This is a genomic window from Stappia albiluteola, from assembly GCF_014050225.1.
Taxonomy (GTDB): domain Bacteria; phylum Pseudomonadota; class Alphaproteobacteria; order Rhizobiales; family Stappiaceae; genus Hongsoonwoonella; species Hongsoonwoonella albiluteola.
This window is the reverse complement of record NZ_JACFXV010000065.1, coordinates 80,238-94,440: the sequence shown is the minus strand read 5'-3', so window position 1 is coordinate 94,440 and position 14,203 is coordinate 80,238. Positions and strand designations below refer to the sequence as shown.

Sequence of the window (14,203 nt, the reverse complement as noted above, 5' to 3'; positions counted from 1 at the left end):
CGTCCGGGCACGGTTGCCCGGGCGCGCGAACTGTGGCCAAGTGTCGCCCGACCGTACCAGTTTCCGGAGCTTCAGATGTCGTCCCTCGACCGTGTCCTCACCCGCATCGACGCCGATTTCGACCAGAGCCTCGAGCGGCTTTTCGACTTGCTGCGCATCAAGAGCATCTCGACCGATCCGGCCTATGCGCCCGATTGCCGGGCTGCGGCGGAATGGCTTGCCCGCGAGATGACCGCTTCCGGTATCGCGGCCAGCGTTCGCGACACGATCGGCCATCCGATGGTCGTCGGCCATCGCACGGATGAGGACAAGCGCGGACCGCATGTTCTTTTCTACGGCCACTACGACGTTCAGCCCGTCGACCCGCTGGAGCTTTGGCAGGCCGATCCCTTCGAGCCGTGCGTCGTGACGCGCGAGGACGGCTCGAAGATCATCGTGGCGCGCGGCGCGGCCGACGACAAGGGCCAGCTCATGACCTTCCTGGAAGCGGCGCGGGCCTGGATCGCCGAGACCGGCGAGTTGCCGATTTCCGTCTCCGTGCTGCTGGAGGGCGAGGAGGAATCGAGCTCGATTTCGCTGCCGCCCTTTCTGGAGGAAAACAAGGAAGAGCTGACCTGCGACCTCGCTCTGGTCTGCGATACCGGCATGTGGGACCGCGAGACGCCGGCGATCACCACCATGCTGCGCGGGCTGGTCGGCGAGGAGGTCATCATCACCGCCGCGGACAAGGACCTGCATTCGGGCATGTATGGCGGGGCGGCGCGCAATCCGATCCACATGCTCGCCGATATCGTCGCGGGACTGCATGACGAAAACGGCCGGGTGACGCTGGACGGCTTCTATGATGGCGTCATCGAGATGCCGGAAGACGTGAAGCGGCGCTGGGATGGCCTCGGCTTCGACGCCAAGTCCTTCCTCGGCGGCGTCGATCTCGCCATTCCGGCAGGCGAGAAGGATCGCACGGCGCTCGAACAGATCTGGACGCGGCCGACCTGCGAGGTGAACGGCATTTCCGGCGGCTATTCGGGGGCCGGCTTCAAGACGGTGATCCCCTCCAAGGCGCAGGCGAAAATCTCCTTCCGTCTCGTCGGCGACCAGAACCCGCAAAAGATCCGCGACGCATTCCGCGCCTATGTCCGCTCGAAAGTGCCGGCCGACTGCAGCGTCGAATTCGCCGATCACGGTGCGAACCCGGCCCTTCGCCTGCCATTCGAAAGCGAGGCGCTGGCGAAGGGCAGCAAGGCGCTGGCCGCCGAATGGGGCAGGGAAGCGGTCTTCATCGGTTGCGGCGGCTCGATCCCCATCGTCGGCGACTTCAAGCGCAAGCTCGGCATGGATTCGCTTCTGATCGGCTTCGGCCTCGACGACGACCAGGTCCATTCGCCGAATGAAAAATACGAGATGACAAGCTATCGGCGCGGCATTCGCAGCTGGGCGCGCGTGCTCGACGAACTGTCGCGGGTCTGATCGGTCTTCTCGTGGAGCGGTGAATGAAATCGATTTGCGTATTCTGCGGCTCCAGCTTCGGCCGGCGGCCTGACTACGAGCAGGCCGCCCGCGCCATGGGGCGGGCCATTGCCGAGGAAGGTCTCAGGCTCGTCTATGGCGGGGCGAAGGTCGGGCTGATGGGGGCGGTTGCCGATGCGGCCCTTGCCGCCGGCGGCGAGGTGATCGGCGTGCTGCCGATTGCGCTGGCGGAAAAGGAACTGGCGCATGAAGGGCTCGCCGGGCTCCACATCGTCGGGTCCATGCACGAGCGCAAGGCGAAGATGGCCGATCTCTCCGACGCTTTCGTGGCGCTTCCGGGCGGCACCGGCACGCTGGAGGAGATCTTCGAAGTCTGGACCTGGGGGCAACTCGGCTATCACCGCAAGCCATGCGGTTTTCTCAATGCGACCGGCTATTACGACCAGCTTCTGGCCTTCCTGGCGTCGAGCGTGGAGGAAGCGTTCGTGAAGCCGGACATGCACGCCATGCTGCTGGTGGAGGACGATCCGAAGCGGATGATCGACGCCTTCCGAGCCTATGAGCCGCCAAAGACGCCGAAATGGATCAAGCGCGACGAGATTTGAGCGTCGTCAGGCAAGCGTGGTCAGGCCGTTGAGATCGCTGAGCACGGCGGCAGGCGCAAGATCGGTGTACTCGTCGGGGTTGCCGGTGCGGTTGATCCAGACGGTGCGGAAGCCGAAGGCGGTGGCGCCGGCCACGTCCCAGCGGTTCGACGACTGGAAGGAAATCGCCTCCGGATAGACGCGGAACTGGTTGGTCGCCATCTCATAGACCTCCATCCGCGTCTTGTATATCCGCAGCGTGTCGACCGAGAGCACGGCGTCGAACACCATGTCGAGGCCCGCCGCGCGCACGGCGCCGTCCAGCATGTCCGGATTGCCGTTGGAGAGGATGGCAAGCCTTGCGCCATTGTCCTTCAGCGTCTTCAGGACCTGCGGTACCTCGGGATAGCAGTCGAGCTGCGAATAGGCGTCGAGCAGCGTATTGCGCAGGCTCCTGTCCGCCGTCGGCACCATCGCGAAGGCAGTGTCGAGCGCCTGTTCGGTCAGCGTCCAGAAGTCGAGATACCGGTCCATCATCGTGCGGATCCAGGAATATTCGAGCTGCTTCTGGCGCCAGAGTTCGGAAAGGCGCTGGGCGTCCGGCCCGAGCCCCGCGGCGTTCTTGCGTACCGCCGCATGCACGTCGAACAGCGTTCCGTAAGCGTCGAAGACATAGACGGAAATCGGCTTTGACGCGGGCAAGGCCATGAACGTGCCTCTCTCTGTTGAATGGATGGCACCAAAGAACAGACAACGGCCTTTTTCGTCAACCGGTAATGACCGGCTGCGGAAAGCAGGATTTCAACCCGCGGGTGGCGGAAGTTCGATAGATCCATCCTTGCCGATCGGCCAGAACGGATTGTAGGCCAACTCCAGCAGATGGCCCCCCGGCATCATCACATAGCCCGAATAACCGCCCCAAAAGACCTTCTCCGGCTTCTTCAGCGGCCGGGCGCCGGCCTTGACCGCCTTGACGAAGGCCGCGTCGACCTCCTCCTCGCTGCGCCCGTTCCACGCGATCGACGTCGCCTTGTAGCCTCTGCCGCCATCGCTTTCCTCGGTCTCGTTCAGATGCAGGCCGGCGTCCTCGGCAAGCGCCTTGCGTCCGAACAGGCCGAGGACAGTGCCGCCCGTCTGGTAGAAGGCGACTTCGTCACTCTCCATCGCGGCTCTTTTCCAGCCAAGCCCCTCTTCGAAGAATCGCCTCGCCTCCGCAAGGTCGTCGACGCCAAGCGTAATCAGCGAAATCCTTTGTTCCATGGCGGTGCCTCCCGGCTTCTCGTATTTCATCGGGGTGAATTCTTCCCCATTTTCAGGTCAATTCAAAGAACAAAAATAGAACATTCGATTGGATGGGTCCATTCCTTCCCGATTTCGGCCTGTTGGCCGCGCTGTCTTGACCTCGGCGCAGGAAGGGCGTTCGATCGCGGCAAAGAGCGGTAGAATTCAAGGGAGAACGCCATGGCCGAATGGTCGACGACATGGACCTGGATCGACGGAAGCTGGCATGAGGGCAATCCGCCGATCATGGGGCCGCGCACGCATGCGGCATGGCTTGGGTCGAGCGTCTTCGACGGCGCGCGCGCCTTCGAGGGGGTGACGCCCGATCTCGACCTGCATTGCGAGCGCGTGAACGCCTCCGCCGTCGCGCTGGGCCTCAAGCCCAAAATGCCGGTCGGGCAGATGATGGAACTGACGCGGGAAGGCCTTGCGAAGTTTGCTCCCGGCACCCCGGTGTACATCAAGCCGATGTATTGGGCGGAAGGCGACGGCATCGGCACCATTGCCGGCGACGCGGAGACCACGCGCTTCTGCCTTTGCCTCTTCGAGGCGGCGCTGGCGCCGAAGGATGCGTCGATCTCCGTCACGCTTTCGCCCTTCCGTCGGCCGTCGATGGAGTGCATGCCCGTCAATGCCAAGGCGGGATGCCTCTATCCGAACAATGCGCGGGCGATCGTGGAGGCGAAGTCGCGCGGCTTCGACAATGCCCTCGTGCTCGACCTTCTGGGTAATGTTGCGGAACTGACCACGGCCAATGTGTTCATGGTGAAGGACGGCGTCGTCCACACGCCCTATCCGAACGGCACGTTCCTGAACGGCATCACCCGCCAGCGCATCATTTCCCTGCTGCGCGATGCGGGGACGCAGGTGCGGGAGCGTACGCTGACCTATGCCGACTTCCTGGAGGCGGACGAGATCTTCTCCACGGGCAACTACAACAAGGTTGTGCCGGTAAAGCGGATCGAGACGCGCGACCTGCAACCCGGCCCGATCGCGGCGCGCGCGCGCGAACTCTATTGGGACTTCGCGCACGGTTGAGTAGGCGTCACAGGCCGTAGGACAGGGCAGCGGCGACCGTCAAGGCCACCGCGGCGGCGAGCGAGGGCAGGGTGAAGCTGCCCGTCAGTTCCGCGCCGATGCCGGCAACGGTCGGGCCGATCGCCTGACCGACGCCGAAGATCGCCGTCATCACGCCGAAAGCCCTGCTCGGATTGGCGGAGGAAATCCGCCGCATCACGATCAGGCCGATGCCGCTGATACCGACGAAGGTGCCGCCGAACATGACAGCGGCGACAAGGAAAGCGGCGGGAGCGCTGCTCGTCACCGTCAGGGTGACGGCGGCGGCTTCCACCAGGCAGGCGAGCGCGAAGGATCGTGCATGGCCGATGCGGCCGGCAACCCTGCTCCAGAACCACAGGGAAAACGCGGCGGCAAGGCCGACCAGAGCCCAGACGGGCGCCTCGAGCGTGCGAAGATCGGCCGAGCCCCGCAGGATCGTCGTCAGGAATGTGCCGGTGATGACATAGCCGAAGCCGAAGAGGCCGTAGGCGAGATTGAGCCGGATGAGCGGCCAGCGGCTTGAGCCGTTGCTGGCCGCCGCCCTGGCGACGGCGGGTGTCGCCGTGGCACTCTCCCGGCGCGGCAAGACGTACCAGATGACAAGCGTTGCGACGAAGGTGGCCGCGCCGCAGGCCTCCCATAGCATGCGCCAGTCGGCGCCCCGCGCGCCAAGTATGCCGACGATGGTTGCCGACAGGATGATTCCGCAACCGACGCCGCCGAAAAGCACGGCGGACAGTTCGGGCCGCCCGGCCCGCGTCAGCGGCTCGACAATGAGGCTGGCGGAGAACACCAGCACCAGCGCGCTTGCAGCGCCGCCGACGAAGCGGTTGACGGCGAGTGCGACCGGGTCCGCGCTCAGTCCCATCGCGGTGACGGTGATCACCGACAGGACGAGGCCAGCGAGAAACCAGCGCCGGCCGTCGCCGCCCGAGGGAAGGGCGGACGCGCCGATGGCACCGGCAAGGTAACCCAGGAAATTCGCCGAGGCGATGAAGCCTGCATCGGCCGGCGACAGGGGAATCCCCTCGATCATGAAGGGTAGGATCGGCGTCAGCGCGAAGCGGCCGATGCCCATGGCCGCTGTCAACGCCAAAAGTCCGGCGAAAGCCAGGGGGTAGGGGGAGTTCGAGGTCGATTGCATGTCTGCCCGATGCCGCTGTTGGGGGCCTGCGCCTGAGCCGCCTGGGAAGGTTTCCGAACGAATCCGTCAATCAGAATAGATCGTACAAATTCCCGCAAGCTGTCCGCAGGCAGGAGGCGCCGTCACATTTGCGTGCCACGAACGGCCGCGCAACAAGCCATCATCTCGCACTTGCGAGATAAATTTCATGTGCAATGCAATATAGCAAGAAAAATATTTTCAAATTCAGCGCCTCAGGCATTGCCGTACGGCCCCGGGGACCGTATCGTGCCGCACGAACGGGGTGATGCCTTACCGCTTTCGCGTGGGGCGTGGCACCTTACGGTTCGCCGAAATCCACAACAAGACACTGCCGGGAGATCCGCCATGGCATTCGAACTTCCAGACCTTCCCTATGCGTATGATGCGCTTTCGCCCTACATGTCGGCCGAGACGCTGGAATACCACCACGACAAGCACCATCAGGCCTATGTCACCAACGGCAACAATCTGCTGAAGGACAGCGGCCTGGAAGGCAAGTCGCTGGAGGACATCGTGAAGGAGAGCTTTGGCAAGAATGCCGGCCTCTTCAACAATGCAGGCCAGCACTACAACCACATCCATTTCTGGAAGTGGATGAAGCCCAACGGCGGCGGCAAGTCGCTGCCGGGCCAGCTCGCCGCGAAGATCGATTCCGACCTCGGCGGCTTCGACAAGTTCCGCGCCGACTTCATCAATGCCGGCGTGACGCAATTCGGTTCCGGCTGGGCGTGGCTGGCACTGAAGGACGGCAAGCTCGCCATCATGAAGACGGCGAACGGCGAGAACCCGCTGGTGCATGGCGCAGCTCCGCTGCTCGGCTGCGACGTGTGGGAGCACTCCTACTACATCGACTACCGCAACGCGCGCCCGAAGTACCTGGAAGCCTGGTTCGACAGCCTCGTCAACTGGGACTACGTGGACGAGATGTTCCAGGCCGCGTCGTAAGAAACGGCATACCGGACAGCGGAAAGGCGGGTCGTTCGGCCCGCCTTTTTGTTTGCCTAGAGCGCTTTCCACGAAAGCGGGATCGCTTTCGTGGATCAAGAAATCGCTCCAGGATCAATGCTTTGAGCATATCCTTATCGCCAAATCCGATTCAGATTTGGCGGGATATTCTCTAGGGGTTTATTCCGGCTTTACGGCCTTCAACCGCGCGATCGCCTCCGCCGGCCAGTGCTCCGACCGGCGGTAGTATTCCGGCACCGCGGGCACGTCCTTTGGCAAAACCACCCAGGGCAGTTTGGTCGACGTGTAGATATGGATGTCGGGCGGGGCTTTTCCCGGCTCGTCCAGCGTGCCGACGCGGATGAAATTCACCGCGTCACCGGCGCCGGCATAGTTGCTCCACAGCGTCAGCCCGCAATCCGGGCATCGGGCGAAGACCTGGCCCTCGCCGCTGGCGGAAGGGAGCCTTACGCGCATGATGCCGCCTTTCGTGACCTCCACTTCCCTCGCCTCGATCATCGCGTTGATGGCGAAGGCCGAGCCGGTCTCGTGCTGGCACCACGTGCAATGGCAGCAATGGACGAAGAGTGGACGCGCCTTCAGTCTGTAGCGCGTGCTTCCGCAGGTGCAGCCGCCTTCAAGCTCTCCGGTCATGGCGATCGAGCCTCAGCCGTAGCCCCTGGTGCAGGTGCGGGAGATCACCATGTCGATATAGCCTTCCATGAGATTGAGGAAGGCAAAGCATTCGGCCTGGGTCTGGAAGCAGGCCTCGCGGCCGACTGGGCGCTGCTGGTCGATGTCGAACACGCGCCCGCCGATATTCGCGCGCCAGACATTGGCGCCGCCGTAGCGTGCCGCCGCCGTCCTGCATTCGTAGGGCGTGCCGTAGACCTGCGGCACGTACATGGGATTGTAGGTGGGAGCGAAGAGGAGATAGTCGACGATATTGTCGGCCTGATACTGCGTGGACTGACAGGCAGCCGCGACGAAGGCGAGAGAAACGGCTGCGGCGATCAGCGGCTTCCTGTACATACGGCTACTCCATCCATTGCCTGACCGCTTGAAAACTGCTTTTGCATCATAGCATTGATAATCGCCTCTTCGTATCCCGCAACGGAAGAATAAGTAAACCCGGCAAGACGGACCGCTACCCGCTGCAACGCTGCGGTACCGGCGAAACACGAGCGGCTGCCAGAAGGCAAAGGGATGCAAGAAAGGGCAACAGGCAGAACCGCTTTGCACTGAGATTTCGCGTCCCAAATCCTGCACGGGGTTAAATCAAAGATTGCGGCAGGATCCGACGTTACTCTGTGCGTGTCATCGCAGTGTGGAGTGAGGTCATGAGCGCGAATGTGGGCTCTTCCGACAGGCTCGCCCGGGCGGTCATCGGTTTTACCCTTCTCACCTTCGCGGCCTTCGGACCGCCGGATGTTCCCTGGACGGGAATAGGCTGGCTGGGGCTGTTTCCGGCGGTCTCGGCAGGCGTGGGCTGGTGCCCGCTCTATGCGCTGCTGGGAATCGAGACCTGCCGGACCGGTTGAGCGTGGGCAGGGGCGCCGCGCGCCGGTGTGCGGCCACCGGCGCGCGGGCTCGTATCCTCGGCGTCAGCCCTGTGCCTTGCCGGCAACCTTCAGCGCAAAGGCATAGACGAGCGCCACTTCCTTCAACCGGTCGAAGCGGCCGGATGCGCCGCCATGGCCTGCCTCCATGTTGGTCTTCAGGAAAAGTGGCGCGTCGTTGATGCGCAATTCCCTGAGCCTTGCCACCCATTTCGCCGGCTCCCAATAGGTGACGCGCGGGTCCGTCAGGCCGGCCAGCGCCAGGAGCGCCGGATAGGCTTTCGCCGCCACGTTGTCGTAGGGCGAATAGGCGGCGATATAGTCGTAGGCCGCCTTGTCCGTGATCGGGTTGCCCCATTCCGGCCATTCCGGCGGGGTCAGCGGCAGGCTGTCGTCGAGCATGGTGTTGAGCACGTCGACAAAGGGCACCTCGGCGACGATGCCGCCGAATTTCTCGCCCGCCATATTGGCAACCGCGCCCATCAGCATGCCGCCCGCCGACCCACCCTGCGCGACGATCCGCTCGTGGCTGGTGAAGCCTCCCGCGACCAGGTAGTCGGCGGCTGCGATGAAATCGGTGAAAGTGTTCAACTTCTTCTCGCGCCGGCCGTCCTTGTACCAGCGAAAGCCCTTGTCCTTGCCACCGCGAATATGGGCGATGGCATAGACGAAGCCGCGATCGACCAGCGACAGGCAATTGGTGTTGAAGCTTGCCGGGATCGAGATGCCGTAGGAGCCGTAGCCGTAGAGCAGGCAGGGCGCGGAGCCGTTGAGCGGCGTATCCGCCCGGTAGAGCAGGGAAACGGGCACGGTCTCGCCGTCGGCCGCCGGTGCGTGCAGGCGGCGCGTCACGTAGCGGGCCGGATCGTGGCCCGAGGGGACTTCCTGCTCCTTGCGCAGCACGCGCTCGCGCGTCTCCATGTCGTAGTCGTAGACGCGCGACGGCGTCGTCATCGACGAATAGGAAAAGCGGATCGTCGTGGTGTCGTATTCGTAGCCGTCGCCAAGGCCAAGCGAATAGGCCTCCTCGGCAAAGGCGATGCTGTGCTCCTCGCCATCGGAAAGCCGCCGGATGACGATGCGCGGCAGGCTGTCCTCCCGTTCCAGGCGGACGAGGTGGTTGCGGTAGACCGTCATCGACAGGATCAGGCAACCGGGCCGGTGCGGGATATAGTCTTCCCACGTCTCCCGTCCCGGATTGTCGAGCGGCGCGGTGACGATCTTGAAGTCTTCCGCCTCGTCGGCATTGGTCAGGATAAAGAGCCTGTCGCCGTGATCGTCGAGCGAGTATTCGATCGCGGTTTCGCGCGCCGCCACGAGGCGAGGCTCGGCGGTCGCGTCGTCGGCGGGGATCAGGCGGGTTTCCGACGTTTCGTGATCGTGGCTCTCGATAACGATGAAACGGCCGGATTGCGTCTTGCCCACACCCATGAAGAAGCCCGGATCGGCTTCCTCATAGACGAGCGCGTCGGTTGACGGATCGCTGCCAACCTCGTGGCGGAACAGCTTCGACGGGCGGTGATTGGCGTCGAGACGCACGTAGAAGACATGGCGGCCGTCGGCCGACCACACGCCACCACCTCCGGTATCCTCGATCCGGTCTGCGAGGTCCCCGCCGGTTTCCAGGTCGCGGATCGAGAGCGTGTAGAACTCCGAGCCCTTGTCGTCATGCGCCCAGGCGAGCAACCGATGATCGGGCGAATGCATCGCGCCGGCGAGCTTGAAATAGGCCTTGCCCTCCGCCTCCTTGTCGCCGTCCACCAGCATGGCCTCGCCGCCGCCGTCGCGCGGCATGCGCACGAGCTTGGGATGCTGGCCGCCCTCGACGTAGCGCACGGCATAGGCGAAAGGGCCGTCCGGCGAGGGGACGGAACTGTCGTCCTCCTTGATGCGGCCCTTCATCTCGGCGAAGAGCCGCTGCTGCAGCGTCTCCGTGTCCGCCATGCCGGCTTTGACATGCGCGTTCTCGGCTTCCAGGTAGGCGCGGATCTCCTCGGCCAGCACGGACGGGTCGCGCATGACCTCCTGCCAGTTTTCGGCGCGCAGCCACGCATAGTGGTCGGTCGTGGTGATGCCGTGGTGGGTGGCGGTGACGGGATGCTTTGCAGCAAAGGGGGGGAGCGCGTTTTCGGACATGCCTCGAATTAGGCAAATCGGGCGGCAAGATCAACCGATCTCGCCGCTTTCCACCTCATTCAGGCGTGGAGTTGAACGGGGCTCAGGCTGTCGCCAGTTGTCCGCGCCCGGTGCGCAGGAGCAGCGTGACCATGATGCCGATATTCAGCAGGTTCCAGGCAATGCCGTTCAGGAAGGCGGCCTGATAGGAGCCCGTCAGGTCGTAGATCCAGCCGGACATCCAGCCGCCGAAGGCCATGCCGAAGATCGTCGCCATGATGACGACGCCCATCCGCTGGCCCGCTTCCTTCGCCGGCAGGTACTCGCGCACGATGATGGCGTAGCTCGGCACGATGCCGCCCTGCGACAGACCGAAGATCAGCGACACGACATAGAGCGACGTCAGCCCGTCGAAGGGTAGGTAGAAAAACAGCGCCAGGCACTGCAGCACCGAGCCGATCAGAAGCGTCTTTACGCCGCCAATCCTGTCGGCGAGGAAACCTGAGGCGAGACGGCTGAAGATACCGCCGAAGAGCATCAGCGACAGCATTTCCGCGCCGCGCGCCACGCCGAAGCCGAGATCGGCGCAATAGGCGACGATATGCACCTGGGGCATGGCCATTGCCATGCAGCAGCCGACGCCGGCGATCGCCAGCATGATCTGCAGTCCGCGCGGGGAGATGTCTATCGACTGCACAGGCCGAGCCCTCGACACATTCACCGGCGTCATCGCCAGTTCCTCAGCCGGCAGGCGCTGCCGCAGCAGGAAGGCGAGCGGCACCATCGCCACGATCACGGCGACGCCGACGCCGGTGTAGGTCGTCCGCCAGCCTTCGGTTTCAACGCCCCACTGGACGATGTTCGGCCACAGGGCGCCCGCCATGTAGTTGCCGCAGGCGGTCGCTGCTACCGCGATGCCGCGCCGCCGCTGGAACCAGTGCGAGATATCGGCGATCAGCGGGCCGAAAGTGCCGGCCGTGCCGAAGCCGATCAGCGCTCCCTGCACGGCCGAGAAGAACCAGAGGCTTGGCGCGAGTGCCGCCATCATGAAGCCCGCGCCGAGCGCGACCGTGGAGCCCAGAAGCGGCAGGAGCACGCCATGGCGGTCCACCCAGCGGCCGATCAGCAGGTTGCCGGCGGCAAAGCCGACCATGGTCATCGTATAGGGCAGGGAGGCCGCCGCCCGGTCGACGCCGAATTCCGCCTGTACGGATGGCAGCACCACGACCACAGACCACATGCCGACGCTGCCGACGGTCGACAGCAGGATGCAGATCGCCAGCCGGAACCAGGCATAGGGTCCGTCGATCAGGGTCGGGCCTTCGGCATGTGCTTGAACGGTCACGCGGGGAACTCCGCCCTAAATTACTGGAATTATTGAGTATTCATCAGCGCGCTCGAAATCGCGCAAGCGTGTGGAAACCGGAAAGCGGAGCGGACAATAACATTCGTAGGACAAAAAAAGGAAGCCCCGTGACGTTCGGGTCGTTCGACCTGAAACTCTCACCCAACGTCATGCAGAAAGAAAAACCGGGGCGCGTCGGCCCCGGTCTTTCATGGAGATTTCCGGTTCAGCCTTCCTGATCGAAGGTCAGGGCGTGGCCGTTGATGCAGTAGCGCAGGCCTGTCGGGCGCGGCCCGTCCGGGAAAACGTGGCCGAGATGGCCGTCGCAGCCCGAGCAGCGGATCTCGGTGCGGATCATGCCATGCGATGTGTCGCGGAGCTCGGTCATGGCCTCCGCCGAGGCGGGCTCGAAGAAGCTCGGCCAGCCGCAATGGGAATCGAACTTGGCATCGGAGCGGAACAGCGGCTGTCCGCAGCCGGCGCAGGAATAGAGACCCGGCTTGTGGTTGTCGAGGAAGGGCCCGGTGAAGGGGCGCTCGGTGCCGGCGTTGCGCAGGATGTGGAACTGCTCCGGCGTGAGCTGCTCACGCCATTCCGCATCGGTCTTGACCACTTTGGTCCGGTTGTTGGTGTTGCTCATGGTGACTCCTGAACATGCGCAAGTCGTCTCGGGATTAGAGAAGTAGCAAGCAGGCACGTTCGAGCAAGAGGCGCGGCGTGGTAAGGAAGGGGAGATGACGTACAGTTGAAACGGGGCGGCGTATTTCAGGTTCTCGGCAGTCCCGCATCGTTCATAAAATATATATTTGACGGAATATGTTCATGAGTATATATAAGAAGTACGAAGATCGGGCGATCCATCTTCCTTTCGACGACGAGCGTGCGCAGACGGTGATCGATTCCATCCGCCGTCTGACGATGGCGTGCAAGGAAAACGTCTTGATGCTCGAAGAGGAGTTGAAGTCGAACGATCCGGATCTCGACGAACGGTGCGGGCTGCTCGACAACCGCTTCGAGGTCTACGCAGTGGCGATACCGCAATGCCCGAGGGCGAAGTTGGCATTGTCGATTGATTTCGGCGACGGAAGCCCGCCATCGGTGATGCTGCATGGCGCCGTCGGCGCGGCAAATGCCTGCGCGGCAGCCTGTCGCCTCGCCATCTGGCATCGCAACCTGATGAACCCGACCTGGGAGCCAAGACCATGACGACCGACCTCAAGCGCAGGCTGCTTGCCGAGGATGCCGAACTTCGCGAGTCTTTCGAGCGCAACACGGAAAAGCGGAATCTTGCGCTTGCCGTTCGCGCGATGCGCAAGTGGGCGGGCCTGACGCAAGTCGAGGTGGCGGAACTCTCGGGCCTGAGCCAGTCGCATGTCTCCAAGATCGAGTCGGCGACGGGGCCGATGCCGCAGACCGAGACGCTGCAGAAATACGCCGCCGCCTGCAAGGCTCGCGTCTGGATCGAGTTCCAGCCGGAACTCAGGCAGCCGGAGGAGGCGGCCGAGGAGAACGGGCCCATAGCGGTGGCGGTTCTGTGATGGATCCCGCCACCGCAACCATGACGCAGAATGTCATGAGCGCACTGGGTATACTGGCGCTTTCTGTGCCTGCGCTCTCACTCAACTCCCGCAAGAAGGCTGTGAACCGGATCGTATTGCTGATCCGTGGGCGCGAGGAACGGGGAGACAAGAGCGTCCTCGACTCGATTGCAAAGGAGTTGAAGACGCAGCGCGAGGAAGATGCCGGGCGTTGGCGGCGAAGCGACGAGATCTGCCTGTTCCTTGGCTACATACTACTCTTCATACCCGCCTGGTGGCGCGTTTTCGGGTAGAGCGATTTCCCGTCCTTGGGGCTGGGTTGCCTGAAGGCCAGGAAGTCGCTCCGGGATGAATGTTCCGGCTGCGCACCCTCCTCATGCGCCGGCAGCTATCGCGCAGAAAAATGGTATTGTAAAATAAGGCCATGCAGGCTGGCGCGGGGAGGACGCGATGGCCGAGGGTGACGCAATCCGGCAGGCGCGGAAATTCACCAGTGCCGAGCTGGGCGCGGTCGCGCATCTGTATCGTGCGGAAGTCTATCGCAGCACGATCTGGCGCACGCGGCTCGACACCACCACCAACTGGGCGGTGGTGACGCTGGGCGTCGCCCTGTCGATCACCTTCTCCTCACCCAACGCCTCGCCGCTGCCTCTGGTGCTGGTAGGCATTCTCATCATGCTCTTCCTGGTGCTGGAGGCGCGCCGCTACCGCTATTTCAACGTCTGGCGGGCAAGGGCGCGCTGGATGGAGAAGCATCTCTACGCACCGATGCTTGACGATGGCGACCTGCATATGGAGGAGAACTGGCAGAAGGTGCTGGCGCATGATTACTGGCACCCGCACTACCACATTTCCTTCCTCACCGCCGTCGGCCGCCGCATCCGCCGCAACTATCTCTGGATCCTGCTGATCCAGTCGGTCGCCTATGTCGGCAAGCTGATCGTGCATCCCACGGCGCTGGAAAGCCTCGAGCAGTTCTGGCGCCGCGCCGATGTCGGCCCCATTCCCGGCGAAGTGATGGTCGCCATGGGCCTGCTTTATGTCGTCGCGTGGCTGGGCATTGCCGTGTGGAGCGAGTGGCACGATCGCATCCGTTTCGGGCGGACGCCGAGCACCAGCGGCATGGGGTGAGGGCGGGCTTTCGC

General features: G+C 63.6%; 17 protein-coding genes. 9 read left to right on the top strand and 8 right to left on the bottom strand.

Translation table 11 applies throughout. The annotated features are described in order from the left end of the window. Positions 1-75 precede the first annotated feature (75 nt). Positions 76-1,467, top strand: a complete 1,392-nt coding sequence (locus H2509_RS18295; RefSeq protein ID WP_182167907.1) for a M20/M25/M40 family metallo-hydrolase — start codon at positions 76-78, stop codon at positions 1,465-1,467. 23 nt (positions 1,468-1,490) lie between these two features. Beyond that, positions 1,491-2,072 (top strand): LOG family protein, encoded by a 582-nt coding sequence (locus tag H2509_RS18290; RefSeq protein WP_182167906.1) that lies wholly within the window; start codon positions 1,491-1,493, stop codon positions 2,070-2,072. A gap of 6 nt (positions 2,073-2,078) precedes the next feature. Here the strand turns inward: H2509_RS18290 and H2509_RS18285 are convergent, their stop codons facing one another. After that, positions 2,079-2,759, bottom strand: coding sequence for a haloacid dehalogenase type II (locus tag H2509_RS18285; protein ID WP_182167905.1), 681 nt, complete (start codon positions 2,757-2,759; stop codon positions 2,079-2,081). 93 nt (positions 2,760-2,852) lie between these two features. Next, entirely contained in the window at positions 2,853-3,311 is a 459-nt protein-coding gene (locus H2509_RS18280) for a VOC family protein (protein WP_182167904.1), read from the bottom strand. Between the two features lie 201 nt (positions 3,312-3,512). On the opposite strand from H2509_RS18280, the gene H2509_RS18275 reads away from it, so the two are divergent. After that, positions 3,513-4,370: a branched-chain amino acid aminotransferase gene (locus H2509_RS18275; RefSeq protein WP_182167903.1), complete on the top strand. Its 858-nt coding sequence runs from the start codon at positions 3,513-3,515 to the stop codon at positions 4,368-4,370. Positions 4,371-4,377: 7 nt separating this feature from the next. Here the strand turns inward: H2509_RS18275 and H2509_RS18270 are convergent, their stop codons facing one another. Next, the gene (locus tag H2509_RS18270) at positions 4,378-5,481 is read right to left on the bottom strand and encodes a YbfB/YjiJ family MFS transporter (protein WP_209002051.1); all 1,104 of its coding nucleotides are present in this window, start codon (positions 5,479-5,481) and stop codon (positions 4,378-4,380) included. A gap of 420 nt (positions 5,482-5,901) precedes the next feature. Here H2509_RS18270 and H2509_RS18265 point away from each other — a divergent pair, with 420 nt between their 5' ends. Beyond that, positions 5,902-6,501, top strand: coding sequence for a superoxide dismutase (locus tag H2509_RS18265; RefSeq protein ID WP_182167901.1), 600 nt, complete (start codon positions 5,902-5,904; stop codon positions 6,499-6,501). A gap of 180 nt (positions 6,502-6,681) precedes the next feature. Here H2509_RS18265 and H2509_RS18260 read toward each other — a convergent pair whose 3' ends face one another. Both H2509_RS18260 and H2509_RS18255 read right to left on the bottom strand, forming a co-directional pair. Beyond that, the gene (locus H2509_RS18260; RefSeq protein WP_182167900.1) at positions 6,682-7,155 is read right to left on the bottom strand and encodes a GFA family protein; all 474 of its coding nucleotides are present in this window, start codon (positions 7,153-7,155) and stop codon (positions 6,682-6,684) included. A 12-nt stretch (positions 7,156-7,167) separates the two neighbouring features. Next, positions 7,168-7,533 carry a hypothetical protein gene (locus tag H2509_RS18255; RefSeq protein WP_182167899.1) on the bottom strand — a complete coding sequence of 122 codons (366 nt, stop codon included), beginning with the start codon at positions 7,531-7,533 and terminating at the stop codon, positions 7,168-7,170. A 308-nt stretch (positions 7,534-7,841) separates the two neighbouring features. On the opposite strand from H2509_RS18255, the gene H2509_RS18250 reads away from it, so the two are divergent. Further along, positions 7,842-8,042 carry a YgaP family membrane protein gene (locus H2509_RS18250; RefSeq protein ID WP_182167898.1) on the top strand — a complete coding sequence of 67 codons (201 nt, stop codon included), beginning with the start codon at positions 7,842-7,844 and terminating at the stop codon, positions 8,040-8,042. 63 nt (positions 8,043-8,105) lie between these two features. Here H2509_RS18250 and H2509_RS18245 read toward each other — a convergent pair whose 3' ends face one another. The 3 genes from H2509_RS18245 to msrB all read right to left on the bottom strand — a co-directional run bounded on the left by H2509_RS18245 (position 8,106) and on the right by msrB (position 12,160). After that, complete coding sequence (locus H2509_RS18245) at positions 8,106-10,196, bottom strand: S9 family peptidase (RefSeq protein WP_182167897.1); 2,091 nt, start codon at positions 10,194-10,196, stop codon at positions 8,106-8,108. A gap of 82 nt (positions 10,197-10,278) precedes the next feature. Further along, positions 10,279-11,520 (bottom strand): MFS transporter, encoded by a 1,242-nt coding sequence (locus tag H2509_RS18240; protein ID WP_182167896.1) that lies wholly within the window; start codon positions 11,518-11,520, stop codon positions 10,279-10,281. Positions 11,521-11,746: 226 nt separating this feature from the next. Beyond that, on the bottom strand, positions 11,747-12,160 hold the full coding sequence (gene msrB / locus H2509_RS18235) for a peptide-methionine (R)-S-oxide reductase MsrB (RefSeq protein WP_182167895.1): 414 nt from the start codon (positions 12,158-12,160) through the stop codon (positions 11,747-11,749). A gap of 182 nt (positions 12,161-12,342) precedes the next feature. Between msrB and H2509_RS18230 the strand changes: the two genes are divergently transcribed. The 4 genes from H2509_RS18230 to H2509_RS18215 all read left to right on the top strand — a co-directional run bounded on the left by H2509_RS18230 (position 12,343) and on the right by H2509_RS18215 (position 14,189). Then, positions 12,343-12,726, top strand: a complete 384-nt coding sequence (locus tag H2509_RS18230) for a hypothetical protein (RefSeq protein ID WP_182167894.1) — start codon at positions 12,343-12,345, stop codon at positions 12,724-12,726. After that, entirely contained in the window at positions 12,723-13,058 is a 336-nt protein-coding gene (locus tag H2509_RS18225) for a helix-turn-helix domain-containing protein (RefSeq protein ID WP_182167893.1), read from the top strand. The genes H2509_RS18230 and H2509_RS18225 overlap by 4 nt, the downstream gene beginning before the upstream one ends. Then, on the top strand, positions 13,058-13,351 hold the full coding sequence (locus H2509_RS18220; protein ID WP_209002050.1) for a hypothetical protein: 294 nt from the start codon (positions 13,058-13,060) through the stop codon (positions 13,349-13,351). The genes H2509_RS18225 and H2509_RS18220 overlap by 1 nt, the downstream gene beginning before the upstream one ends. Positions 13,352-13,508: 157 nt before the next feature. Beyond that, positions 13,509-14,189, top strand: coding sequence for a DUF2270 domain-containing protein (locus H2509_RS18215; protein WP_182167891.1), 681 nt, complete (start codon positions 13,509-13,511; stop codon positions 14,187-14,189). Positions 14,190-14,203: the final 14 nt, after the last annotated feature.